Source organism: Longicatena caecimuris (genome assembly GCF_004341945.1).
GTDB lineage: Bacteria > Bacillota_I > Bacilli_A > Erysipelotrichales > Erysipelotrichaceae > Longicatena > Longicatena caecimuris.
On the sequence record NZ_SMBP01000007.1, the window covers coordinates 1 to 26,200 of the forward strand.

21 protein-coding genes, 1 pseudogene and 1 riboswitch are annotated in these 26,200 nt (G+C 37.3%); of the genes and pseudogenes, 16 read left to right on the forward strand and 6 right to left on the reverse strand.

Annotation, left to right across the window (positions count from 1 at the left end; genetic code table 11):
- A pseudogene (locus tag EDD61_RS05325) lies at window positions 1-258 on the forward strand (group II intron reverse transcriptase/maturase); the annotation flags it as partial.
- 235 nt (window positions 259-493) lie between these two features.
- Here EDD61_RS05325 and typA read toward each other — a convergent pair.
- On the reverse strand, window positions 494-2,332 hold the full coding sequence (gene typA, locus EDD61_RS05330; protein ID WP_008978687.1) for a translational GTPase TypA: 1,839 nt from the start codon (window positions 2,330-2,332) through the stop codon (window positions 494-496).
- 117 nt (window positions 2,333-2,449) lie between these two features.
- On the opposite strand from typA, the gene EDD61_RS05335 reads away from it, so the two are divergent.
- The 3 genes from EDD61_RS05335 (at window position 2,450) to EDD61_RS05345 (ending at window position 5,509) form a co-directional block, all read left to right on the forward strand.
- Window positions 2,450-3,763, forward strand: a complete 1,314-nt coding sequence (locus EDD61_RS05335) for a polysaccharide deacetylase family protein (RefSeq protein ID WP_132224421.1) — start codon at window positions 2,450-2,452, stop codon at window positions 3,761-3,763.
- Between the two features lie 188 nt (window positions 3,764-3,951).
- Entirely contained in the window at window positions 3,952-4,707 is a 756-nt protein-coding gene (locus EDD61_RS05340) for an esterase family protein (RefSeq protein WP_132224423.1), read from the forward strand.
- 472 nt (window positions 4,708-5,179) lie between these two features.
- On the forward strand, window positions 5,180-5,509 hold the full coding sequence (locus EDD61_RS05345; RefSeq protein ID WP_008687573.1) for a winged helix-turn-helix transcriptional regulator: 330 nt from the start codon (window positions 5,180-5,182) through the stop codon (window positions 5,507-5,509).
- A gap of 187 nt (window positions 5,510-5,696) precedes the next feature.
- On the opposite strand, the gene EDD61_RS05350 is transcribed toward EDD61_RS05345, so the two are convergent.
- Window positions 5,697-6,038 (reverse strand): helix-turn-helix domain-containing protein, encoded by a 342-nt coding sequence (locus EDD61_RS05350; RefSeq protein ID WP_008687575.1) that lies wholly within the window; start codon window positions 6,036-6,038, stop codon window positions 5,697-5,699.
- A gap of 361 nt (window positions 6,039-6,399) precedes the next feature.
- Here EDD61_RS05350 and EDD61_RS05355 point away from each other — a divergent pair, with 361 nt between their 5' ends.
- The 6 genes from EDD61_RS05355 to EDD61_RS05380 all read left to right on the forward strand — a co-directional run bounded on the left by EDD61_RS05355 (window position 6,400) and on the right by EDD61_RS05380 (window position 16,080).
- Window positions 6,400-6,933, forward strand: a complete 534-nt coding sequence (locus EDD61_RS05355; protein WP_008687576.1) for a helix-turn-helix domain-containing protein — start codon at window positions 6,400-6,402, stop codon at window positions 6,931-6,933.
- Between the two features lie 20 nt (window positions 6,934-6,953).
- Window positions 6,954-8,531 (forward strand): ABC transporter ATP-binding protein, encoded by a 1,578-nt coding sequence (locus EDD61_RS05360; RefSeq protein WP_040013773.1) that lies wholly within the window; start codon window positions 6,954-6,956, stop codon window positions 8,529-8,531.
- A 3-nt stretch (window positions 8,532-8,534) separates the two neighbouring features.
- On the forward strand, window positions 8,535-9,389 hold the full coding sequence (locus tag EDD61_RS05365; RefSeq protein WP_132224425.1) for an ABC transporter permease: 855 nt from the start codon (window positions 8,535-8,537) through the stop codon (window positions 9,387-9,389).
- Entirely contained in the window at window positions 9,386-11,281 is a 1,896-nt protein-coding gene (locus tag EDD61_RS05370) for an extracellular solute-binding protein (RefSeq protein ID WP_008978684.1), read from the forward strand. Before EDD61_RS05365 ends, EDD61_RS05370 begins: the two co-directional genes overlap by 4 nt.
- A 146-nt stretch (window positions 11,282-11,427) precedes the next feature.
- Window positions 11,428-11,507: riboswitch (ZMP/ZTP riboswitch) on the forward strand.
- A 52-nt stretch (window positions 11,508-11,559) separates the two neighbouring features.
- Entirely contained in the window at window positions 11,560-12,732 is a 1,173-nt protein-coding gene (locus EDD61_RS05375; RefSeq protein WP_008687580.1) for a phosphoribosylaminoimidazolecarboxamide formyltransferase, read from the forward strand.
- A 177-nt stretch (window positions 12,733-12,909) separates the two neighbouring features.
- Complete coding sequence (locus EDD61_RS05380) at window positions 12,910-16,080, forward strand: CHAP domain-containing protein (protein ID WP_132224427.1); 3,171 nt, start codon at window positions 12,910-12,912, stop codon at window positions 16,078-16,080.
- A gap of 31 nt (window positions 16,081-16,111) precedes the next feature.
- Here the strand turns inward: EDD61_RS05380 and EDD61_RS05385 are convergent, their stop codons facing one another.
- A complete protein-coding gene (locus tag EDD61_RS05385; RefSeq protein ID WP_008687582.1) occupies window positions 16,112-16,990 on the reverse strand; it encodes a LysR family transcriptional regulator in 879 nt (292 codons plus the stop codon).
- Window positions 16,991-17,087: 97 nt separating this feature from the next.
- On the opposite strand from EDD61_RS05385, the gene EDD61_RS05390 reads away from it, so the two are divergent.
- Together EDD61_RS05390 and EDD61_RS05395 are read left to right on the forward strand one after the other, a co-directional pair.
- A complete protein-coding gene (locus EDD61_RS05390; protein ID WP_008687583.1) occupies window positions 17,088-17,651 on the forward strand; it encodes a chromate transporter in 564 nt (187 codons plus the stop codon).
- Window positions 17,648-18,199 carry a chromate transporter gene (locus EDD61_RS05395; protein WP_020990842.1) on the forward strand — a complete coding sequence of 184 codons (552 nt, stop codon included), beginning with the start codon at window positions 17,648-17,650 and terminating at the stop codon, window positions 18,197-18,199. The genes EDD61_RS05390 and EDD61_RS05395 overlap by 4 nt, the downstream gene beginning before the upstream one ends.
- Window positions 18,200-18,410: 211 nt before the next feature.
- Here the strand turns inward: EDD61_RS05395 and EDD61_RS05400 are convergent, their stop codons facing one another.
- From EDD61_RS05400 to EDD61_RS05410, 3 genes are read right to left on the reverse strand one after another with little or no spacing between them, the layout of a single operon-like run.
- Window positions 18,411-19,700, reverse strand: coding sequence for an amidohydrolase family protein (locus EDD61_RS05400; protein ID WP_132224429.1), 1,290 nt, complete (start codon window positions 19,698-19,700; stop codon window positions 18,411-18,413).
- Complete coding sequence (locus tag EDD61_RS05405) at window positions 19,701-20,147, reverse strand: membrane protein (RefSeq protein WP_008687587.1); 447 nt, start codon at window positions 20,145-20,147, stop codon at window positions 19,701-19,703.
- A gap of 1 nt (window position 20,148) precedes the next feature.
- Window positions 20,149-20,976 (reverse strand): DUF3100 domain-containing protein, encoded by an 828-nt coding sequence (locus EDD61_RS05410; RefSeq protein ID WP_008978677.1) that lies wholly within the window; start codon window positions 20,974-20,976, stop codon window positions 20,149-20,151.
- A gap of 72 nt (window positions 20,977-21,048) precedes the next feature.
- Between EDD61_RS05410 and EDD61_RS05415 the strand changes: the two genes are divergently transcribed.
- The 4 genes from EDD61_RS05415 (at window position 21,049) to EDD61_RS05430 (ending at window position 26,195) form a co-directional block, all read left to right on the forward strand.
- Window positions 21,049-21,828: a Crp/Fnr family transcriptional regulator gene (locus tag EDD61_RS05415; RefSeq protein WP_243642689.1), complete on the forward strand. Its 780-nt coding sequence runs from the start codon at window positions 21,049-21,051 to the stop codon at window positions 21,826-21,828.
- Between the two features lie 67 nt (window positions 21,829-21,895).
- On the forward strand, window positions 21,896-23,326 hold the full coding sequence (pepD, locus tag EDD61_RS05420) for a beta-Ala-His dipeptidase (RefSeq protein ID WP_132224431.1): 1,431 nt from the start codon (window positions 21,896-21,898) through the stop codon (window positions 23,324-23,326).
- A 410-nt stretch (window positions 23,327-23,736) separates the two neighbouring features.
- Window positions 23,737-25,134: a UDP-N-acetylmuramoyl-tripeptide--D-alanyl-D-alanine ligase gene (locus tag EDD61_RS05425; RefSeq protein ID WP_132224433.1), complete on the forward strand. Its 1,398-nt coding sequence runs from the start codon at window positions 23,737-23,739 to the stop codon at window positions 25,132-25,134.
- The gene (locus tag EDD61_RS05430) at window positions 25,131-26,195 is read left to right on the forward strand and encodes a D-alanine--D-alanine ligase family protein (RefSeq protein WP_008687593.1); all 1,065 of its coding nucleotides are present in this window, start codon (window positions 25,131-25,133) and stop codon (window positions 26,193-26,195) included. Before EDD61_RS05425 ends, EDD61_RS05430 begins: the two co-directional genes overlap by 4 nt.
- Window positions 26,196-26,200: the final 5 nt, after the last annotated feature.

The window sequence follows — 26,200 nt, forward strand, 5'->3', positions numbered from 1 at the left end:
AAAGGATTTGCGAAAATAGGAGTCTGGAATATCGAATTCTTCTGTAAGATAGGATTGATACCCGCGGCATGGCATTATTACAAGGATATGTATCCAAGCTATACAATAGATGTGTATGTGAACAAACAACAGGAAAAGAACAAAGTCAGAAAAGAAAAATATATCAATAAATTAAAAGAACAGGGAATCAAATACTACACACAGGAAAGAATAAAGAAAATCGTAAATTCAGGAGTGAATCTACGATATAGTGGATAACATAAATAAGCATATTGGTAAGCCGTATGCCTTAGTAGGGCACGTACGGTTTGATAAGGGGCGGTAGTTTAATGACTATCGCCTACTTTCTTTGAGGAAGCAAACGTATGCAAGAGCTGTTTTATCGCAAAGCTTTGATAAAAAGGATTAAGAAAAACCCCATCTGAGAAGGTATGCATCAACATTTATTGGGATAAGCAAATGCATCCTCATGTCCCGTTTGGGGTTTTTATTTTTATAAGTTTTCTTCAGCAGCCATACGATCACGATAGTATTGGCGGCGTTCATGCGGCTTTAAGCCTTTTTTACGTAGACGGATACAGTCTGGTGTGATTTCTACTAATTCATCATCATTGATCCATTCTAATGCTTCTTCTAATGTCATTTCTCTTGGCGGAGTCAAACGCATTGCTTCATCGTTGCCAGAGGAACGAATAGCGGTTAGTTTTTTATTTTTCAAAGGATTTACATCCATATCAACATTACGTGCGGATTCACCAATGATCATACCTTCATACACTTCCGTCTGTGGTGAAATAAAGAGGGTTCCGCGTTCTTGCAAATTCCATAAGGCATACGTCATGGCACCACCGGTATCGGTTGAAATCATAGCACCGTTTGCACGTTGGGTGATTTCACCTTTATATGGTGTGTAACCTTTGATACGGCGTACTAAAGTACCTTCTCCACGTGTATCGTTAATAAATTCACTGCGATAACCTAATAAGCCGCGTGTAGGTGCTTCATAAGTAATACGGACATAGCCATTTTCTTCAACCATATCCACCATTGTGCCTTTTCTTAGGTTCAATTTATTAATAATGGTTCCACTATATTCTTCCGGGGCAATAGCGACAACTTCTTCCACGGGTTCTACCGTTTTCCCATTTTCATCTTTATGCAGAATGACTTCTGGTTTTGATACAGCGACTTCATAGCCCTCACGGCGCATCTGTTCTAATAAGACAGAAATATGTAATTCTCCGCGCCCGCTGACTTTAAAGCAATCACCACTGTCTGTAGGCTCTACTTTTAAACCAACGTTTACTTCTAGTTCTTTTTCTAAACGTTCTTTTAAATTACGGGAAGTAACAAACTTACCGCTTTGTCCTGCGAATGGAGATTTATTGACAATAAAGTTCATACTTAAGGTTGGCTCTTCCACATGAATGCTTTCCAATGGCATCACATGATCTTTTTCACATAAGGTCTCACCGATGGAAATATCCGCAATACCGGCAATAACAACGATATCACCGCTATGCGCTTCTTCAACGGAAACACGGCTTAAGCCACGATATACGAAAATCTGACTTGTTGTATTGGTACGTTCATGTCCAAAGGAATCACATACCACATATTGTGTCTGTGGTTTTAATACACCTTGGTAAATACGTCCGATACCTAAACGTCCGATATATTCATCATAAGCTAAAGCAGATACTTGCATCTGTAATGGTTCATCATCCAGATCTGGATAAACATCACAATGTTTTAAAATCGTTTTGAATAATGGCTCAATAGAATCACTAGGGGTATCCAAATCATATTGAACAATACCTTGTTTCGCAATCCCATACAGGATTGGGAAGTCCAATTGTTCATCGCTGGCATTTAAGTCCAAGAACAGTTCGTATACTTCATCGACAACTTCTTGAGGACGAGCGTCTTTTTTATCAATCTTATTGATCAACAAAATCGGGCGCAAGCCCATCTCTAAGGATTTACTTAAGACAAATCGCGTTTGTGGCATAGGTCCTTCACTGGAATCAACCAGTAAGATAACAGTATCAACGGTCTTAATGATACGTTCTACTTCACTGGAAAAATCCGCATGGCCTGGCGTATCCACAATATTAATTTTTACACCGTCATGAATGACAGAGCAGTTTTTAGAATAAATCGTGATACCACGTTCTCTTTCCAAATCATTGCTATCCATGACGCAGTCGACAACTTCTTCATTACTGCGAAAGACATCACTTTGACGCAGGAAAGCATCAACTAATGTCGATTTACCGGCATCTACATGCGCGATAACCGCAATATTTATAATTTTTTCTTTTTCACTCATATATATATTCCACCTTTATGACCATGTATTATCATATACCGAAATGGGTGGAATTACAATTTTTTTCGCATTTTTATGCGGTTTTTTCCATATACTTTTATGAGCAGGTGAGAAAACATGAAACTTAGAAAAATTGTATGCCCTTTCCTATGCCTTTTGTTGTGGGGATGCTCGCAAAAAGAGATTGCGCAAAACAGCAATCCGCAACAGGAAGTGGGTAAGCGACAACAGCAGTTGGCAGTGGAAGATGCCTATGTGAAAAGTGTCCAATACCCTGAAACATCCTATCCAAAAATGAACAAAAGAATAAAAGAACTCATACATTCCTATGAATCATCCTTTATTAAACAAGCGGTAAAGATGAAAGAAACAAGGAAACCGGAATTCAATGTGAGCTATGAATCGTATGTAAAAGATAATCGTTATTTGTCAGTAAAATTATTATTTTATGAGGTATTGTATCAAAAAAACGAGACCGTTGAAACCATGGTTTATGATACAAAACAAAACACTTTTTTAACGATTGAAGATTTTTTAAGTGAAGATGCTTTGACACAGCTTTCAGCAGACGTCATACAGTATTTTCAAAAGCATGCATCAAAGGCTTGTGACCGTGATGCTTTTCGGACGCATAGTGCAGCCTTGATGGAGAATTATGCGCATTTTGTGCTAAAAAAGGATGCTATGGTTTTTTATTTTCCACCTCATACATTATTTGATACAACAGCAACATATGAGTGTCCTTATGAGAAAATAAAAGGAAAAACCGCATTAAGCAGTGAAACGATTCCTACGGTAGTACCATATGAAGATATATTAAATGAACCTGTGAAAAATATTGATCCCCAAAAACCGATGGTTGCTTTGACGTTTGATGATGGTCCTAGTAAACGCTATACTGCCGCCATATTAGATGCACTAAAACAATATCATGGCAGTGCGACTTTCTTTGTTTTAGGATCAAATGCTGCCAATGCTCCCAATTTGTTACAACGCATGGTGTTGGAAGGAAATGAGATCGGCAATCATACGTTTTCGCATAAACAGCTGACAACTTTATCCAAGGCGAATATCGAAGAGGAAATCGCAGCTACGCAAGAATCTATTTATGGAATAACGAGAACCTATCCAAATGTTATTCGTCCGCCATATGGTTCAAAAAATGATACCGTTATGCAGTGTGCGCAGGGCAAACGGATCGTCACATGGTCATTGGATACACGAGATTGGAAGGATCGCAATACGAAGATCATTGTAGAGCGAGTATTAAAGCAAGTGAAGGATGGAGATATTATATTGATGCATGACTTGTATGATACAAGTGCACAAGCGGCTATCATTTTAATTCCAAAACTGCAGGAGAAGGGATTTCAACTTGTTACGGTCAGCGAATTATATACGTATCATCCAGATAAGGTAAGAAGATCCTAACAACAGGCCAAATGCCTGTTTTCTCTTGTTTATTCTTAGGATAGGAAATGATATATAATTCCACGAATTGTTGTATTTTATGATATAATAATAAAAAGAATATGACGAAATGATATAAGTATCTATGCGTTTTTATCCATTTTAAGAAAACTGCTGCAAAATCATAATACGATGAGGAGGGATAATTTATGAAGGTAGCATACTATAAGGAATTTAGCCATGAATTGAATCGTGACATGGAGTTTAAGGTGTATGGACATGCGGGGAAGCCATGTATTGTCTTTCCGGCACAAAATGGCAGATTTTATGATTTTGAGAATTTCGGTATGATTGATGCAGCAAGCGCGTTTATTGAACAAGGGAGAATTCAATTCTTCTGTGTGGATAGTATTGATGAAGAAACTTGGTCAAATGAAGGTGGAAATCCAAGAGAGCGTATAGAGCTGCATGAACGCTGGTATCATTACATCGTGGATGAATTCGTTTTGCGTGTTCAAGAAATCAGTACCTTTGATAATGGTGGTAAAAGCTATGATAAGATGATGACATGTGGATGTAGCATGGGAGCTTTTCATGCTTTAAACACAATGTTAAGAAGACCGGATGTATTTGATAAGGTACTGGCAATGAGCGGTATTTATCATGCATCTTTCTTCTTCCATGAATATCATGATGAATTGACTTATCAAAATTCACCGAGTGATTATTTAGCTAATCTGAAGGAAGATTATCCATATATGGAATTATATCGCCAGTCTGAAGTCATCTTATGCTGTGGTCAGGGCGCCTGGGAGCAGGAGTGTGAAAATAGTCTACATCATATGGAACAGATTTATGCGGATAAGCAAATTGATGTATGGATTGATTTTTGGGGTTATGATGTTTCCCATGATTGGTATTGGTGGAAGAAGCAAATTGATTATTTCCTGCAATTTCTTGTATAGGAAAAGCATGTGAAATAGCATGTTTAAATTAAGAAAAAAAGCAGCTAGTGTATGCATTTCAAGAAAGAGAAAGCAAGCTGCTTTTTTGATGTTAAGCTTTAGGGATATTAACAAAAGAACCCAATGATATGCATGATGAAAAAAGACATAGAAAAAGCCGGTTAAGGGGGGACCGGCGATTTCTAAATCATTATGATTATTTAAGGGGATAGAAAATTGTATGAATTATCATTAGGGAGAATGATGAGTACATACAAGCAAGGTGTTTCCCTTGCTCGTCTATAAGTATAAAAAAATACTATAGGTAAAAAATGTTTGAATTACGTGAAAATATGTGAAGTTCTAAAAGATGGGTTTTTGTAAGAATATGCTTAGTTAGTAATCGTTTTAAAAAGTTTTGTCATTTCAATAAAAAAACATTGTCAAAAATAGGAAAATAATGCTAGGATAAGCACCATAAGGAGCTGATCATATGAAGGTAATGACGTATAAGGATGCTTACACTTTAGGCATAGCTATTTTACAACGAGAAGATTTATGTGAACTTTTGCGGCAGCTAGACAGCTGTAAAAAAGAAATTGGGCGAATTGCATTGGACATGAAAGTGGAAAACCGTTTAATGATTCGTGATGGTTTGCAGGAATTAACAGCCCTTGGTTTAGTTTCTACCATTATTCATAAGAATGTAAAACCGATGCAAATTGAATATGCTTTGACAAATCGCGGTGCTAAGTTTTTGAGGGCGGTAAAAACGATTTGGGAAACCGGGGAAGAAATTCGGAAAGAATACGGAGCAATTTAAAAAAGATATCTATTTTATGAAAATGACAGTTTTTCTGTTACATGAAGCGTACGAAAAGAAGTCTTATGGCAAGAAACAACGAATCCATAAGACTTCTTCTTAACATTTCTTCATTATCCAGACAGAAACTGTCTTTTTATTATGGATAAAGTTTTACGTAAGGAAAAGCTATAAGTTCTTATATAAGTTATTCTTCCTCATGCAAAAGTGTTATCAGCTGCGCCATGCTTTTGGCAAAAACCCGTTTTTTACCATTGGGCAGTTTACGAAAATGTTGCAGCAAAGATAATTCGATGTCATCGTGAATGAGCAGCTCTTCATTACCTTTGGCATGTATTTGCAGCAGTTCATTTAAATCGAGTTCCAAAATTTCACAAATCGCTGATAAGGTTTCCAGATTTGGGAAACTGATATTCTTGCAATAACTGGAGATTGTCCGCTGATCTACATTCAAAAGATTTGCTAATTCTTTTTGTTTCATATCCTTTTGAACCATCCTTGCTTGCAAGATACCACCTATCTTTAACATACCGACACCTCTTTCATATTTATATATAGTATAAAATAGAATTGAATAAGCTTATTAAGATACCATTATAAATGGTAAAAAAACAGAATCCATTATATATGTGGAAGAATAATGTATATTCTTTAAAAAATGATGCTATCTTCTTATGAAAAGGTTGAGATAAGAAAAATAACATATTTAAATTCTATAGTTTTAAAGGTGTCTCTATAGCGAAATAGGGTGCTATGGAATTTCTTGTTTAATATATCAAACTTTTTGTTTAAAATATATTGCAATCTTAACAAAAACATGTATAATACACTTGTTTGAAATATAATACAAAAAGTTTAGTGTTACTAAACTGACAAAAAGGAGGAATGGCATGGATATCGGAGCAAAAATTAAGGCTTTGCGCATCCAAAATGATCTGACCTTAGAAGAACTGGCTTCACGCAGTGAATTAACAAAAGGTTTTTTATCACAAGTAGAGCGTAATCTGACGTCCCCTTCGGTCTCAACGCTGGAAGATATCTTAGAAGCATTGGGAACAGATCTTGCCTCATTCTTTAAGGAAAGCAAGCAAACGAAGGTCGTTTTTAGCAAACAAGATCATTTCATTGATGAGCATGAAGAATATTGTATTCATTGGATCGTACCAAATGCGCAGAAAAATGAAATGGAACCTATTCTGCTGGAACTCCATGCGGATAAAACCAGTATGGTTTTTGATCCTCATGATGGCGAAGAATTTGGTTATGTACTGGAAGGACGTATTCTTCTGGTTAATGGGGAGAAGGAGTATCCGGTAAAAAAAGGAGAAACCTTCTATATTCATGGGAAGTATCGTCATTATCTTCGTAATGTAGGGAAACATGACGCTAAAGTGCTGTGGATTACAACACCGCCGTTATTTTAAAGGAGATATGCAATATGGAAATGGAAAAGAAAAAACTGATTCAGTTTAAGAATATCGTCAAAGATTTTGACGGACAGCTTGTTTTAAAGGGAATTAACTTAGATATTTATGAAAATGAGTTTGTGACGCTGCTTGGACCAAGTGGTTGTGGAAAAACGACGTTGCTACGTATTTTAGGCGGTTTTTTAGAGGCTAGTGAAGGCCATGTGATTTTCGATGGAGAGGATATTGCCCAATTGCCTCCTTATAAACGTGAGCTCAATACTGTGTTTCAAAAATATGCGTTATTTCCACACATGAATGTATATGACAATATCGCTTTTGGTTTAAAAATCAAGAAGATGAGCAAGGATGTCATTGAACAAAAAGTTTTAAAGATGTTGAAATTAATTAATCTGGAGGGCTTTGAGAAGAAAGATGTTACTTTATTATCAGGAGGACAACAACAGCGTATTGCCATTGCGCGGGCATTAGTAAATGAACCAAAAGTATTGTTATTGGATGAGCCATTAGGTGCTTTGGATCTGAAACTGCGTAAAGAGATGCAATATGAATTAAAGAAAATTCAGCAAGAAGTCGGCATTACTTTTATTTATGTCACTCATGATCAGGAAGAGGCTTTGACCATGTCAGACAAGATTGTTGTCATGAAGGATGGGGAGATTCAGCAGGTTGGTACACCTACGGATATTTACAATGAACCAGAAAATCGCTACGTGGCAAACTTTATTGGCGAAAGTAATATCATTCCTGGCGTGATGCTGGAAGATTACAAGGTGCAATTTGATGATATCGTATTTGATTGTGTCGATTTTGGTTTCAAAGAAAGAGAACAGGTGGATGTCGTCATCCGTCCGGAAGATTTGGATATCGTTAAAGAAGAAGATGGGAAAATGACAGGTATTGTAAAATCGGTATTATTTAAAGGTGTTCATTATGAAATTATGGTGGAAACCGTTCCGGGAACGCGTGTCAGTGTTAATATGCAGGTAACAAAGGAGCACGATATCACATCTAGTGATGCCAGTGAAAAAATATCTGCGAATGATTTCTATGTGGATATCGAAGATGTCAAAGATCTCAACGATGCGGAAATTATTGCGCGTGCAGATGCGCAGGCTTGGGAGACCCAAGAAGATGAATATATTTCTATTTCAAAGATTGAATATGATATCAAAGAAGAAATTGGCACTTACCCGGTAACGTTTGCTACTAGCAATGGAACCAGTGTCTCAATTGATGTTTTTGTTGTGCAGCAGCAATATGTGGAAAATCCTAAAGCGAATGAAGCCATTGCGGCATTTAATTTCTTTAAGACCGTGGATGAAATTAAGGAAAGTGCAGCTTTAGATACGGATTTAAAAACATGGGCAAATGCACAGAGTTGGAAGTTGTCTGATGAAAGTGATGTAGAGATTTCAAATGTGGAATATGATTTTGATCCTGATCATATCACAGCTGGTACGTATCAGGTTACCTTTAGTACACAGGGTCGTGAGTTTAAGATTCATACGACGGATATTGCCGAAGAAGGTGCAGAAGTGGGTCTGACATTCTTCCCGGAAGATATTCATGTCATGAGTAAGATGGGATTTTAACACATGAAGACATTTAAGCGTTTAACGATCCCATACATTGTATGGATGGTCGCTATGATCGTCATTCCGATGTTGTTGATTGTCTTATATGCGTTTACTAAGCAGGGGAATGATGTTGTATCTTTACAATTCACATTTGATAATTTTAAGAAGTTTTTTACAGACCCGGACTTCTTAAAGACATTGTGGCTATCCTTACGAATCTCGTTAATTACCACAGTGTTATGTGTATGTATTGGTTATCCAGTTGCGTATGCGATTGCTCAAGCATCGCCTAAAAAACGGAACTTATTGATTTTGTTAGTGACGCTTCCAATGTGGATCAATATGTTGGTGCGTACGTATGCATGGATCGGTATCTTGGCTGATAATGGATTAATCAATCATATCCTAGCATTCTTTGGGCTAGAACCAACAAAATTATTATATACTGATTTCGCCGTTGTCTTAGGTATGGTATATAACTTTATCCCTTTTATGATTTTGCAAATCGAAAGCTCTTTAGCTAAAATGGATAAATCATTATTAGAAGCAGCAAATGATTTGGGGGCAAATCGTTTCCAGCGCTTTAAAAATATTACGTTTCCTTTATCGCTCCCTGGTGTAGTTTCTGGTATCACGCTTGTTTTCTTGCCATCTGTTTCCAGCTTTGTCATTCCCAAGCTGATGGGTGGAGGCGGTTATATGATGATTGGTAATGTCATAGAAAATCAATTCATCTCGGTTGGCGAATGGAATTTCGGTAGCGCCATCAGTATGATCATGGCCGTTATCATCATGATCAGTATGTATATCACCCGTCGTCTTGATAAAGGGGATGATACCGTCAGAGCTAGAAAAGGAGGGAATGTACAGTGAACAATAAAAAGTTTTCCCGCCGCTTGATACTCGGACTCATTTTGGTATTTTTCTATTTTCCGATTTTATATATGCTGGTATTTTCCTTTAATGGCAGTCGTTCGCTTACCAGCTTTGATGGCTTTTCTTTGCAATGGTATGAGAAAATGTTCTCTGACCGCAATATGATGGAGGCTATTTACTATACATTGATCACTGCTGTGATTGCGACATTCATCTCTACGATCGTCGGTACGATTACGGCAATTGGTTTATCAAAATCCAAACGCATCGTTCGTGAGGTTGTACAGCAGATTAATGATCTTCCAATCATGAATCCAGAAATTGTTACGGCGGTAGGCTTAATGCTATTTTATGTTTCCATGCATATGGAAAAAGGCTTTTTGACGATGTTATTGGCACATATCGCTTTTTGTACACCTTATGTCATTTTATCCGTCATGCCAAAGCTGAGAAGTCTTGATCCTAATCTGGCAGAGGCTGCCATGGATCTTGGTGCAACACCAGCCAAAGCCATGTGGAAGGTCATTGTCCCTCAAATCATGCCGGGGATTGTTTCCGGTGCTTTAATAGCCTTTACCATGTCCTTTGATGACTTCATCATTTCCTACTTTGTCACAGGCAATGGGGTAAAGAATATATCAACCCTTGTATGGACGATGAGCAAGCGTATCAATCCTAGCATTAATTCTTTATCTACCCTAATTGTTATAATGATTACCATTACATTGCTGTTTGTAAATTTAGTACCAATGGTGAAAGAAAAACGTCAAAAACAGGGAAGACCAATTTCTAATAAAGTTTTTGGTATCATCGCTGTATGCTTTACATTAGTCATTGGTTCGGTGTTAGTTGCTTTAAAAGGCGGTGTTGGTTCTTCTTCACCAGAAGATGCCATTGCTAAGTATGGCAGCGATACCTTAAAGGTATATAATTGGGGGGAATATTTAGATCCTGAAGTCAATGCGGCATTTGAAAAGAAATTTGGTGTAAAAATCGTTTATGATACCTTTGATTCAAATGAATTAATGTATACGAAGCTGCAAAGCGGTGAATCTTATGATGTATTAGTACCAAGTGATTACATGATTGAACGTCTGATTCAGGAGAAACAGCTGCAGCCTTTAGATAAATCTATGATTCCTAATCTGAGTAATCTAGCAAAAGGTGTCAAAGGCTTGCAATATGATCCAGATAATACTTACAGTGCGCCATATTTCTGGGGAACGGTTGGTATTGTCTATAATAAGCAGAAAGTTCATAAGACTGATTTGGAAAAAGAAGGCTTCAATATTTTCCATAATACGAAATATAAAGGTCATATCTATATGTATGACTCAGAACGTGATTCCTTTATGATGGCATTAAAAGCCTTAGGCTATTCCATGAATACAAGTGATAAAAAAGAGTTGAAAGATGCTTATGATTGGTTGGTCAAAGCAGTCGATATCATGGATCCGGAAATTGTGACGGATGAAGTTATTGATGCAATGATCAATGGCAATAAAGATATGGCATTAGTGTATAGTGGAGATGCTGCATATATCTTAAGTGAAAATGAAGATATGGACTATTATATGCCAAAGGAAGGAACGAACTTGTGGAGTGATGCCATGGTCATTCCTAAGAATGCTAAAAATCCAAAACTGGCAAATGAATATATCAATTTCCTTTTAGATTATGAAGCAAGTATGAAAAACACACTGTTTGTCGGTTATGCATCTAGCAATGAAGAGGTTTTAGATGAGGCAAGCAGTGAAGGTGGAGAATTTGATGGCAATCATGCATATCTGCCTCGTGTGGGTTATGCGAAAGATGAAATCTTTGAATATAATGCCGATGTGAAGAAAATTATTTCTGATTATTGGACAAAGGTAAAGATTGCAAAATAAAAGAGTTATGAAATAGGCTTGCTTTATGCGCTATCCGATAGCCGTAATGCTTTAAAACATTATTGTTTATATAGGTGGCACAGGATAGACAGATTGTTTGAATAAGCTAAAAAGATTGACGAATTTCTTATTGCATGATAAAGTTTTCATAGTTATATGACTGACGGAAGTGGAATGGACCACAGGGAGTATAATGTTAGATAAGCCGACCGTCTGGGCGTTTGATGACGTCTAGAAGTGTCGGCTTTTTTCAATTCTTAACGGAAGGGAGTATTATAATGAAAGAAATGGAATTAAAGTATGGTTGTAATCCCAATCAGAAACCTGCTCGTATCTTCATGAAGGAAGGGGAACTTCCTATCACAATATTAAATGGAAATCCTGGATACATCAATTTGTTAGATGCTTTTAACAGCTGGCAATTGGTAAAGGAATTAAAAGAAGCTACAGGATTGCCAAGTGCGGCTAGTTTTAAACATGTATCACCAGCCGGAGCTGCTGTCTATGTGGCGTTAAACGATGTTGAAAAGCAGATGTATTTTGTGGATGATGTGGAGTTAACACCAATGGCAAGTGCATACATTCGTGCCAGAGGCAGTGACCGTATGTCAAGCTATGGGGATTTTGCGGCTTTAAGTGATGAATGTGACGCTGCTTGTGCAAAGTATTTATCAAAAGAAGTCAGTGATGGTGTTATAGCACCTTCCTTTTCCAAAGAAGCATTAGCAATCTTAAAGAAAAAGAAAAAAGGGAAGTATGTTGTGATTCAGATGGATCCATCTTATGTGCCAGAAGTTATTGAACAAAAGGATGTTTTTGGTATTACTTTTGAACAAGGGCGAAACAATATTAAAATTAGTGATGCTTTATTTACAGAAATTCCTACCCAAAACAAAACGTTGAGCGCTGAGCAAAAACGTGATTTATTAGTAGCTTTGATTACATTAAAATATACACAATCTAATTCCGTATGTTATGTAAAAAATGGTCAGGCTGTGGGAATAGGAGCCGGTCAGCAATCCCGTGTGCATTGTACCCGCTTAGCAGGTAATAAGGCAGATAATTGGTATCTTCGTCAGCATGAAAAAGTATTGACCTTGCCATTTAAAGATGGCATTCGCAGAGCTGATCGTGATAATGCGATTGATGTTTATATTTCTGATGATTATGAAGATTTATTGAATGATGGCATGTGGCAAGAGATGTTTATGGCGAAACCAGAACCCTTTACAAAAGAAGAGAAAAAAGCATGGTTAGCAACCTTACAAAATGTTGCGTTAGGTTCTGATGCGTTCTTCCCATTTGGTGATAACATTGAGCGTGCGCATAAGAGTGGTGTCTCTTGTATCGCACAGGCGGGTGGCTCTATTCGTGATGATCATGTGATTATGACTTGCGATAAATATAATATCGCCATGTGTATGACACATGTGCGTCTGTTCCATCATTAAGTCATTAACCTCAAATAGGCATATGAGCTTATTTGAGGTTTTTTCTTTATATAAATGACACTGATTATGCAATTTTTGTATAAATGCTTGAGGTTGTAATCAAATAGGCTTATATTAAAGGCATACTAATGGAATAGGAATGAATCCATTTCTTATTTTATTCATGGAGGGAAACAGATGAAAACAAGCAAAAAGACAATTAGAAAAGTATCATTTGCATTACTATCACTTTTTTTATCAATGAGCTTTATTTTTCAAGATAGCAATGTATTATCGAAACTACAGGCTGCTGCCATTTTTTATCCAAGGACATCGGCACCAAGTAAAAGTGATTACCATTATTATTCTGATAATCCTTTTTATCAATCTGGTTATGGTATGCCAAACTGTACAGCTTATGCTTGGGGTAGAGCATATGAAATTTTAGGATATAAACCAAATTTATCAAGAAGTCACGCTTATAATTGGTTTAACGATAATGTAAATAAGGGCGCGTTTAGCTATGGAAACACACCTAAAATTGGTTCAATCATTTGTTGGAATGGTGGTGATGGGCATGTAGCGGTAGTAGAAGCAGTAAATGGAAATACGATGACGATTTCTGAATCAGCCTATGGTGGATTTAACTTTAGAACAAAAACGGATAGTATTACTGGAATTCAGAAAAAAGATCCAGGTTTTCAAGGGTATATCTATTTAGGAAATTTTACTAATGAAAGTATTCCAAATGCTCCAACTCTTAATTTAAGCAATTCTGGCTATCATTACACGATGTCTTGGAATGATGTTGGAGCCAGTGAATATATCGTAAGAATTTATTGTGCAGATGAAGAAATGAAGGTTATAAATGTCGGAAGAAATTTCTCTTATACAATACCTTTATTAGGAAAGAATTATTGGGCAGGAGTTTCCGCTAAAAATAGTGCTGGTGAATCACCATTATCTAATTTGGTGGAGATGATACCTAACGCCTATAATTTGCTAGGTAAAGCGCAAAATCTTGGAGAGCATTTTTATGCGCAAATAGGCTTTTCTAATAACACATATTTGGTGAATGTAAATAACAATGCACAATTAGGAAACATTAATTCTTCTAATCAAGCTATTTATGAGTTTACCAGAACAGCGAATGAGGCATATACCATAAAAGATATGAAAACAGGATTATATTTAGATGTGTATCAGGCTGCTTCAAAAAGTGCTACGAATATGCAGTTCTATTCATACAATCCTGGACCTGCGCAGCGCTTCTTCATACGGAAATTTAATGATGGCTACTCATTACAACCAGAATGTGCTCCTTATATGGCAATGAATGCTTCAGGGGGAAACTTTGAATCTGGAACAAATATTCAGATATATCCAATAGATCTAACATCAGCACATAAGCTTTATATCAAAAAAGGTGAAATAAAAATTCCTGCTGTTGTAAAAGATTATAATGGTAGGTATGATGGTAAGCCACATAGTATAAGTATTGCAAATGTACCAAGTGGTTCTCAGGTGTATTATCGAACAAGTACAAGTAGCGCTTGGTCCTTAAAAAAACCAACGCGAACAAGTGCGGGAACGACCACAATATATTATAAAATAACAAATCCCCTTTATTTTCAAACGCTGAGCGGGGACGCAAAAATTACTATTCAAAAAAATATTCAGAAAGGTTATGCAAAAAGTTATAGTGGAACGTATGATGGGAAATCTCATACAATAAGTTTCAATAATGTTGCCAGTGGCTCTAAGATATATTATCGTACGAGTACGAAAGCGAAATGGTCAACAAAGAAAGTAACCCGTACAAGTGCAGGAACGACGACAATTTATTATAAGATTGTAAATAGCAATTGCACAAATACGAAAACGGGAACTGTGAAAATTGTAATTAAGAAGGCATCACAAAAAGGCTATGCAAAAAGTTATTCAGGAACATATAATGGAAAGTCTCACACGATACGTATGAGTAATGTAGCAGCAGGTTCTAAAGTATATTATCGTACCAATAACAGGGCAAAATGGTCTACGAAAAAACCTACTCGCACAAGTGTTGGAACAACGGCGGTGTATTACAAAATAGTGAATAGTAATTGCATAAGGACAAAAACAGGTAGTGCTAAGATTACAATTAAAAAAGCAATACAAAAGGGTAAAGCAAAGGGGTATAGCGGTTCTTATAATGGAAAAGCCCATACGATAAGTTTTCATGATGTAACAGCGGGTACAAAGATATATTATCGTACAAGCACAAGAGCTAGCTGGTCAATGAAGAAACCAACGCGCACATCTATTGGAAAAACGACGGTATATTATAAACTAAGTAATGCAAATTGTACGAAAACGGTTTATGGTACATCTTCTATCACGGTAAAAACAGGTATGCAAAAACCTAGCGTAAAAAGTTATACAGGATATTATGATGGAAAAAATCATTCCATTTCGCTTAGCAATATAGCGAAAAACTCAGTGGTTTATTATCGTACTAGTACGAAAGGGAATTGGACAAAAACGAAACCATATCGTAAATCAATCGGTATTACAACCGTATATTATAAAATCACAAACAAGAATTACGCGACAGTATCTGGCAGCGCGAAAATCGCGATTGAACAAAAAGTGACAGGAATTAAATTAAATACCTCGTTAGTAACCCTTTATACCCCAAACACATATCAATTAAAAGCTTCCATAACACCAGCCAATGCAACAAATAAAAAAGTAACATGGACAACTAGCAACACTAATATTGCAAGCATCAGCTCTTCTGGAATAGTAACGGCCAAAGCAGCTGGTAGTGCAACAATCACCGCAAGAGCAAGTAATGGAAAAACAACCAAATGTACGATTCATGTTAATCAAAATAATGTCTATATAGCAGATGGCACATATGCTTTCACATCACCAGATGCGCGATATGCGTTAACAGCACCAGGTTCGCAAGCTTTTACTAAATTAAATATCCAACCCAATGGGGATTATAATGCGCAATATTGGAATTTACAAAATATCGGCGGTAATGCTTTTATCTTACGAAGTCAACTTGATAATAACAAGGTAGTTGATATCTATCATATCCACTCAGATTATATTACAGCAGCAAGTCAATATGAGACACCTCCAACATATTATGGGCATGTCGAAGGACATGCATATCTGAATCCCTATACAGATCCTATGGCGGATGAGTGGCAAGCGATGAAACTGTATGATGGAACGTATGTCATCAAATTAAAGCAATATCCAGACTTTAAGTTAACGCGTGGAGGAGATTATGATGCAAGTGGTAATTCCGTTTATTTGTATCATTGGAACGCATGGCAACAGACCTATTGGAAATTAATAAAAGTATTCTAAAACAAAAATAAAGGAAGGGGCAATCCTTCCTTTATTTATGGGGGATGGTATTTGCCAATTTAATCAGCGTATGCATTGCATCATTGACATGTTTATGTTTCAGATATACGATGTGATTTCTATTCATCAGCTGAAGCTCAGCTAACTGTACTTCTTCAAGCGTATGGTTCTTTAATTTCTTTGTAACCATTTTTTCCGGAAGAAACGTGATACCAAAACCTTTCGTTGCGGCTTTCAATAAAGCGGTAGAATTGGTTGATGTCCATGCGGGATGTAAAGGAATATCATATAGCAAGAAACAGCTTTCTACAACATCACGTATGGCACTGCCTTCTTCTCGCAGTAATAATGGAAATTTAGCGATATCCGATAGAGAAGTAATCGATTGCTTCTGCAATACTTCGGGATGAGCGACCGCTTTTATGTGATAGGTTGAAAAGGGCAGACAGATAAATGCATCTTGATCAATCATCCCCTCAACAAAAGCTATATCCAATTGCTGTTGGACTAGTTTATCTAAAATAGCCGAACTTGACGCGATTTCCACCTGCATCGACAAAGAGGGATAAGCTTTTTTTAAATCCTTCAAGATAGTGGTAAGAAAGTCATTTGCTATGGTGATGCTAGAACCAATGCGCAGGGTGTATTGGGAATGAATCTTTGCAACATGTTGCAGGACATCGTCATAGTGGGTCAATAAGGCATTTACTTTTTTTAAGAAAAGTTGCCCTTCCGGGGTCAAGATGGCTTTTTTGGGAAAGCGTTCAAAAAGGGGTGTCTGCAGCTCTTCTTCCAATTCACGAATGGCTTTTGAAACAGCTGGTTGTGTCATATACAAGGATTGAGCAGCTTTTGTGAAACTTTGCTGTTCTGCGGCTTTTTGAAAGATGCGAAAACGTCGGATATCCATAGTTACCTCCATAACCTATAGGTTATCTATCTTATAAAATAATATAATTTTATTTATGCTGTGTCAAATGGTAAACTATTATCGAAGAGGTGTTTTTATGAATAAGATGAAAAAGCTGACTTGGCTGTTTGGTATCAATATGTTTATCAGTGCCTTTACTTTTGGCGGCGGCTATGTCGTTATACCAATGATCCGGAAATATTATGTAGAGAATAAAGCGTTTTTCGATGAAGACGAATTAATGAAGATTGCAGCTATAGCACAGTCTTCTCCTGGTGCGATAGCTATTAATATGAGTGCTTTAAGTGGTTATCGAGTTGCTGGTAAAAGTGGCTTATTTGTTAGCTGTATTGCAGCAATTTTACCACCTTTATGCATTTTATCTATTGTTTCAGCAATTTATAGTGTGATTCGGGATAATACAATGGTCAATGCTGTATTAAAAGGGATGGAAGCAGGTGTTGCGGCATTGATTGTTGATTTGATTGTTGATATGTATGCAATGATCGTGAAAGAAAAGCAATTGTTTTTCATCTTAATGACTCCGGCGGTCTTTGTGTTAAATTATTTCTTTCAAATGAATGTGGCTGTTTTGATTATTTTGTGTGCCTTGATTTGTGTACTGAAAGTCCATATGGAGAGAAGGAGCGTGAGCATATGAGTTTATTACGATTATTTTTTGCTTTCTTTCAGATTGGCTTATTCAGTATAGGCGGTGGATATGCCATTATTCCTATGATCAGTGAACAGGTAGTTCAAAGTCAACATTGGTTGAGCGCACAAGAGTTTACGGATATTATTACAATTTCCCAAATGACACCGGGACCTTTAGCGGTGAATACTTCCACATTTGTTGGTATGCGTGTAGCAGGTATACCTGGTGCATTATGTGCAACGATTGGCTGTATCTGCATGGGGGTATGCATTGCCTATGGTATTTATCATATCTTTCAACGCTTTTCTTCCTCACGTGTTTTTATGGAAGTATTAAAAGGATTAAAAGCCGGTTCTTTGGGTCTGATTATGGCAGCAGCGGCAATCATTGTGTCGTTAGCTTTTTTCAAAGAGGGAAGGATTGCTATGGAGGCCATCCAAATACCAGCCGTCTTTATCTTTTTGATTATTTTATTCATTAGCCGCAAATGGAAGATGAATCCCATTGCTTTAATGATGCTTTCTGGTGTTGTCGGAATACTTTTTTATCAATAGATAGATGTGAAAGGATCCTTTGTAAGTGTTAGTAACTGTATATAAAAAGTATGAGAAAACGCATTTGCATAGCGTTTTTTTTAATTATAAATAAGTGCTGTGTATCAAAATAAGGTATACCTATTAAAAAAGAAGCATGAATGATAGATAAAATGTTCTTGCTTCTGTTTCCTATATTGATGTTTACGAAAATATTGAATAGATTTAATATTTATGACTTTCTTTGAAAGGCAACGGCTTTTTGGAAAATAGCTTTTTCATCGAGTGTTAGTATCTTATGATCTTTCATCAGCCATTTTCCATTGACCATACTATGCAGCACATCATGCCCTTCCACACATTCTACTAAAGTGTTTGTAAGGTTGCCGCTGGGATAAAGATGAGGCTGATGGATATTAAGAAATATCAGATCGGCTAAATAGCCGGGTTTGATACAACCCAAATTTTTTTCTTGCATAAGGGCTGTCCCATTTGTAATGGCCATATGCAAGAGTTCTTTGGCGCTTAAAATATGACGATCATGGTTTGCGATGCCATGTGTCACATGAATCATACAACGAAGCTGACGCATTTCATTCCACAGGCTTAAGCCTCCATGAGCACTTCCATCACTGCCTAAGGCAAGTAAAAGACCCTGCTTTTTTAAGGTGGGATAGGGTGCCAAAGCTTTGGCACTATTACTGAAAGGGCATAGTACAACATGTGTATGATGCTTCTGCATCAGGGATATTTCTTCTACATCTACGATGAGAGAATGGGCGCCTACAAAGCGCTCATCTAGAATCTTTAATTGATCAAGATAGGTATATGGACGCATACCGTATTTTGCAATAACAGCGTGTACCTCTTGTTCATATTCATTCATATGAACTTGCAATAAAGCATTACGGGCTTTGGCATGAGCATGTATTTCTTTAATCAAACGCTCACTAACAGATAATAACGTGCGTAGGGAATAGCTGACTTTCAAATTGCCTTTTTGATGCCACGTATCATAAAAAGCATCATTTTTAGCCAAAGCGCTCTCTACATCATCCTGTATTTGGATGGGAAGACTTGCATCGTCCATCGTACTACAGGTTAACTGTGCCCGCAAACCACTTTGTGCATAGATCTTAGCTGCGGCATCCATATGGTAGCTGCCGGCATCTAAAAACGAGGTCGTGCCATTACGTATCATTTCAAGAGCAGCCAATTCAGCATTTAACTGCATGATTTCATCTGTCAGCGTACTTTCAAAAGGTAACATGATATCTTTCCATATCATTCCGGATGCATCTAAGACACATCCCTTTAACAATTGTTGCCCGGTATGCATATGAGCATCACATAAACCAGGCATCACAAGCAAGCCTTTTCCGGATAAACATTCTTCTTTTGGATAAGGAGATAAGCAGCCATGATTTGCTATTTCATGAATACATGTGTCTTGAATACGGATATCTTGATGTTCTTTTACCTCCATCGTTTCATCTAAATAGGCAATATCTTGTAACAGCATTTAGATAGCTCCTGTGATGGACAGCATTATCTGGGCAACTACGGCTGAACCTAAAAAAGTTCCTGTCATGACCAAGAGGCCGATGATGATCATTTTCCATCCCTGGGCAGCGAATTCTTTTAACTGATCGCTAATAGAGATACCGGCAAATGCCCCTACCATTGTTAAAGGTGCCGTAAAGTTGATCTGATTAACGGATGTAATGACAAATTCCCGACAGAAAGAAAGGGGGGATGCTGCTAATAACCCTAATAGGGAACAGTAGGCTACGATGGGTAAGCGTATAGGTAATACTTTACTAATGACAACACCACATAAAGATAAAACGAATAGGATGCCGATGCCTGGTAATGACTCTATGAGTCCAACTTGAAATCCGACAAAATTAGCTAAGGCAATGCCACAGCTAGCTACGATAAATAAAAAAATCCATTCTTGTATGCGCATGTTATTCGCCTCTCTTTCTGCTAATGCGTGGTGCTAAGATGTCATATAATTTTTTTGTTAAGGGAATACCAATAAAGATGGCAACATAAATTCCTGTGATTCCGCTGATGGTTTCACTGGCACTGGCTAATGCAGAAAGCTGATCTGCCATCGTCGGATAAATCGTGGATAAAGATGCGGTAGCACTTGCCATCATGATACCGGCCCCTACACCGGAAGCCATCCCTAAGGCATAGGGATGAAATAACGAAGTGGCAGCGCTCATAGAAGCCAGAAAACCAAAATAAATCGTTCCAATCATGCCACCAACGATATAGATGGATAAGCTTCCTCTGGTTTCTGGTGAATCCGGACCAAACATATCGGTAATCAATGCCAGATTACTTTCTCGATTAATTGAGTGTGTGGCTCCAATAGCTTCTCTTTTTAGACCTAACAATAGGGCAATTGGCAATGCTAAGAAGATGGTTCCTAAATTACCGATTTCTTGTAATAATAAGGCAGGTCCGGCGGAAATGACGGTTTCTAGACTGGCTCCGGCATTAACGCCTAACTTGACGATAAAAGGACATATCGCAACAATAACCAATTTACTGGCAGCTTTGACCTCTTTTCGCTTAATGAACTTTGTAACACATGGTCCTGCACATACCCCCATAAGAATTGCATAAAAGATGGGGAATAGGATAAAAGTTCCTTTCCAAATCGGTAATTTGATTACGCCAATACCATCTGCAATCACGATAAATACAAAAGCCAGCAGATATAATTTATATTCCTGCCGCAAGCGTTCTTGTAAAGAACGATATGAATACTTTTCTTTTTTCATATAAACCTTCTTCCTCTTTCTCTTTTGTTCCTTGTAATGGTAACAGATCATAATTAGGTAAAAAAAGGACAAATGGGCTATTTTCAAGGAAAATTTTTACTATTTCATGATACAATCAATGATGAAGGTGATACTGTGACATTGGAAGAAGTATATCATATCGTGCCCCAATTAAAAGACTATCTTACGTATATGCCTGAAGAATATAAAAAGCGTCTTATCATCAAGGTACATCCAAGTGGATATATCATTCATCAAAAAGATAGTCCGCTTGACTATTTTGGAATTGTCGCCAGTGGTGAACATCGGGTCATTAATGAATTTGAGAATGGCAATATATTTATGATTGAAAAAAATGAACCGATAGATTTTATTGGAGAAGTAACGATTTTAGCAGGCATGCCGAAAACCAGCGTGACGATTGAGACAATTACAGAAAGTATCATTTTATACTTAAGCAGGCAAGATTTTGAAGATTGGATTGCTAAGGATATACACTTTTTGCGTCTGGTTGCGGCAAAAGTTGCCTTAAAACTATATCGTTCGAGTTATAATCGTGGGGCAAAGCTGTTTTATCCTCCCCAATTCTTATTACTGGATTATCTGATCAATAATGTGGAATCTGCCTTTTTAAAGGATCCGCAGGCAATGCATATCGTTGTTAAAAAAACACGCAATGCATTGTATGAAGAAATTGGCATCAGTGTAAAAACATTAAATCGTACGATTGCCAGATTGAAAGAGGAAGGTCTGTTTGCTATACAGAAGGGGAAAATCACAATGTCGCCGAAACAGTTGAAGTGCGCTAAGGAGCGAATTGGGTATTATCGGCAGATGAATGTGAAACAATAAGGCGTATCTCATGGTAATTCAAAGAGAATGTGGTACAATAACACTATGTTTATGGAGGATGTATAAAATGGAAACTATTTTGAATCATGCATTTGCTCATCAAAAGTATTTTGAAGAGATGACGCGTATCCCTCATGGTTCTTTTCATGAGGAGGCATATAGTGCTTATTTAGAAGAATTCGCAAAAGCACATCAGTTTACGTATGAACGTGATGAAATGAATAATGTCATTATATGTAAGCCGGCAAGCAAGGGCTATGAAGAGCATGAACCGATCATTTTACAAGCTCATATGGATATGGTTTGTGAGAAACATCGCGATGTGGATTTTGACTTTGCAAAGGATGCTTTAAAGTTAAAACTGGAAGACGGTTATTTAATGGCGGAAGGAACGACGCTAGGCGCGGATGATGGTGTCGGTGTGGCATATATGCTGGCTTTATTGGATGATCAAGAGGCCAAACATCCAATGCTGGAATGCATTTTTACCGTACAGGAGGAAGTAGGATTATTTGGTGCATTGGCATTAAAGAAAGAACAATTGCATGCAAATCGCATGATCAATTTAGATGATGGTGGGGAAACCGCAACCTGTATTTCATCGGCAGGAGGTATGAATGTAATCTTCACACGTCCAAATCTGCAAGTGCCTATGCAAGAAAAGGCATATCGTTTAGATGTAAAGGGGTTAAAAGGTGGCCATAGTGGCGGTGAAATTGATAAAGAACGTGGAAATGCCAATCGTTTATTAGCACGCATATTATATGCAGTAAATGCAAAATTTGATATGCAGTTGCATATGATGGATGGCGGTGACAAGGATAATGCAATTCCACGTGAAGCATCAGCTGTTTTCTTTAGTGATGCACCTTTTATAAAATTGGAAAAAACAGTCCGGGAAATGACTGCGGTAATAAAAAAGGAATTGGAATTCAGTGATGCGAATATGGAAGTCGCATTTTATGAAACATCAGCAAAAACAGCCATGTCCATTGAAGATAGTGAAAATTTATTAAAACTAATGCTTAGTGTGCCAGATGGTTTACATCATCACAGTATGAGCATTGAAGGATTAAGTACTGCCAGTAGTAATCTTGCAGTCATTCATTGCGATGAAGAAGTCATGTTAAATGTTTCCTTACGAGGGGCTTTGGAATCTTATGTGGATGATTTAGCAATCACTATGGATATTTTAGCAGAGGCTTTTGGTTTTGAAACAAAGCATGAGGCACGCTATCCAGCTTGGAGCTATGATGAAAAAAGCGAATTGCGGGAAGTTATGAAACGTGTATGCAAGGATATTTATGGAAAAGAATTAACGCTGTTAGCCGTACATGGAGGTTTAGAATGCGGTGTGTTTAAAGCCTTAAATCCAAACATGGAAATCGTAACGATGGGACCGCTGATGGAAGATATTCATACACCACAAGAACGCTTAGATATGGATAGCTTTGATAGAACTTACATCTTTTTAAAGACTTTCCTGGAAAACTTATAAGCGCATCCGAAAATATGATCAGATCACATATGGTCTGATTTTTTTTATGGTATGAATGAGTGAATGCTATGCAAGGTAATGCTTCTTATATGAGAAGATGCCGATATGTTTTTTTCATATGTTCGATGGTTAACCTTATTATTAAGCTTTGTGAATGCAAATGTAGCTATGTGTTTAGCTTTCTACAGATGTTTTTGCTTTTTAGGTAGAACTTTCCTATGGTTAGGGATTCTTTCGGCATGAAAGCGCTGTAAAAAAATGGATGTGGGAATTCTTACGATAATATAAGGAAATTATGAAAATTCTTTGGTTCAAGTTGGAGGGGTTATGCTATAATAAAATGCGGAACATATCACACGAAAACAAGATATGTGTAGATATTAAGATGTTAATGAAAGGACGTAAGGTTCATGATTATACGATCAATTGATGCAATTATCCGTATGTTGGATGCGGACTATATAGAAAATGGGGCTATTGAAGATAAGATTCAGGGTGTCTGTATTGATTCTCGCAAGGTCGTGGAAGGAAACTTATACATCCCAATCCATGGTGTGAAGAATAACGGACATGCATATGTTGCACAAGCGATTGCGAATGGGGCAAAAGCTGTTTTATGGGAACGAAAAGAGCCGAATCCTCCCAAAGAGGTCGTTGTTATTTTAGTTGAAGATACAACAAAAGCTTTGCAAGACTTAGCAAAGGCATATCGGCATCAACTAAATATGAAAGTGGTAGGAATTACCGGCAGTAATGGAAAGACGAGTACCAAAGATATCTTAGCATCATTGCTTCAAGAACACTACATCACGCAAAAAACATTGGGCAATTATAATAATGAGATAGGTGTTCCCTTAACCTTATTAAGTTTGAGTGAAAATGTTGAGGCAGCTGTTATTGAAATGGGAATGGAAAATTTAGGGGAATTATCTTTTCTGACGCATATGGTAGAACCGGATATTGCGATTATTTCAAATGTAGGTACTGCGCATTTAGAAAATCTGAAAACGATGGAAAATATCGCTAAAGCGAAATTAGAAATTGTTGAAGGATTAAAAGAGCATGGCTTGTTTATCTACAATGGTGATCAGGAAATCTTGCAAAATGCGGTCACCCATGCACAGATTCCCGGACATATTCGTATCCGCACCTTTGGAGTGAAGCCACAGAATGACTATGTGATTTCGCATATCACGCAAAAACGTGAAGGTGTCAGTTTCTGTTTAAATGATGATGTGTGTCCATATCATGTAGATATGATTGGTAAGCATCAAGCGATGAATGCAACAGCTGCCTGGATTGCAGCGAAAGCGTTAGGTTTAAGTGTAGAAGAAATCCGAGAAGGTTATCAAAATATTGAAAAAACAGGATTGCGCAATGAGCTTGTTGATTTTGGTAAGTGTTTGATCTTAAATGATTCTTATAAATCAAATCCACAAAGTGCATTGGCAGCTTTAGATACCATGGAAGAATTTGATGTTCCTTATAAGATTGCGGTATTAGGTGATATGCTGGAACTAGGTGACACCAGTGATATGATTCATTATACATTAGGTAAAGATTTAGCGAAGTACCATTTAAATGAAGTCTTAACGATTGGTGATATGGCGCGTTATATCACACAAGGAGCATTTAATAACTTAACAGGTGTACATATTGAACACTTTACGGATAAAGAAGCATTAATCTGTTATCTTCGTCCATATGAGCATAAAGACTGCATGCTGTTAGTAAAAGGAAGTCGTGGCATGAAGCTGGATGAAGTAGTGGATGCATTAGTAAAAAAGGAAGAAGAGGTAGTAAAATGAGTACATTGAAATTAGCTGTAATTTTTGGCGGAAAATCAAGCGAATACCCGGTATCTCTGCACTCTGCAGCAAGCTTGATTCGTTCCTTACATAAAGATAAATATGAACTGATCTTCATCGGAATCAGCAAGGATGGCGAATGGTTTGCATATGATGGTGATGTAGATGCCATTGAGCATGATACGTGGATGGATGGTAATATCACGCCATGTGTCTTATCCTGCTCCACTGCCCAAAAGGGGTTTCTTAAACTAAAGGAAGATGGCAGCTATGAAACACTTCCAGTGGATTGTATTTTCCCTGTTCTACATGGCAAGAATGGAGAGGATGGAACCATTCAAGGATTGTTTGAATTAAGTGGCATTCCTTATGTCGGCTGTGATCATATGAGCAGTGCTATTTGCATGGATAAAGAAATGGCGCATATCGTCATGGAAAATGCCGGTATTCCTTGTGCCCCTTATCTGTGTGTATACGAGGATGAACATTTGGATTATCGACATATTTATGAAGAAGCAAAAGCTAAGTTAGGTTTACCGATCTTTATTAAACCGGCCAATGCCGGCAGTAGTTTCGGTATTCATAAAATTGCTTCCTTTGATGACTTTGAAGAAAGCATGAAGGATGCGTTTTATCATGATGGCCGTGGCAAGGTGATTTTGGAAACGACGATTGAAGGTTTTGAAATCGGCTGTGCGGTGATGGGAAATAAAGAGTTGTTTGCGGGCAGTGTGGATGAAATTGAAACAGCCGCTCCATTCTTTGATTATGAAGGGAAATATCAAATGGTAGACTCTCATATCTACTGTCCTGCCAGAATCAGTAAAGAGCTGTTTGAAGAGGCAAGAAGCTTGGCTTTGAAAGCTTATCGTGCTATGAATTGTAAAGGTATGACACGGGTTGATATGTTTGTTACTCCTCAACAAAGCATTGTGATGAATGAAGTAAATACGATTCCCGGCTTTACGGATACATCACGTTATCCGACGATGATGAAAGAAGCCGGTATTGAATTCGGCGATTTATTAGACAAATTGATTGCATTTGCATTAACAAGATAAATAAA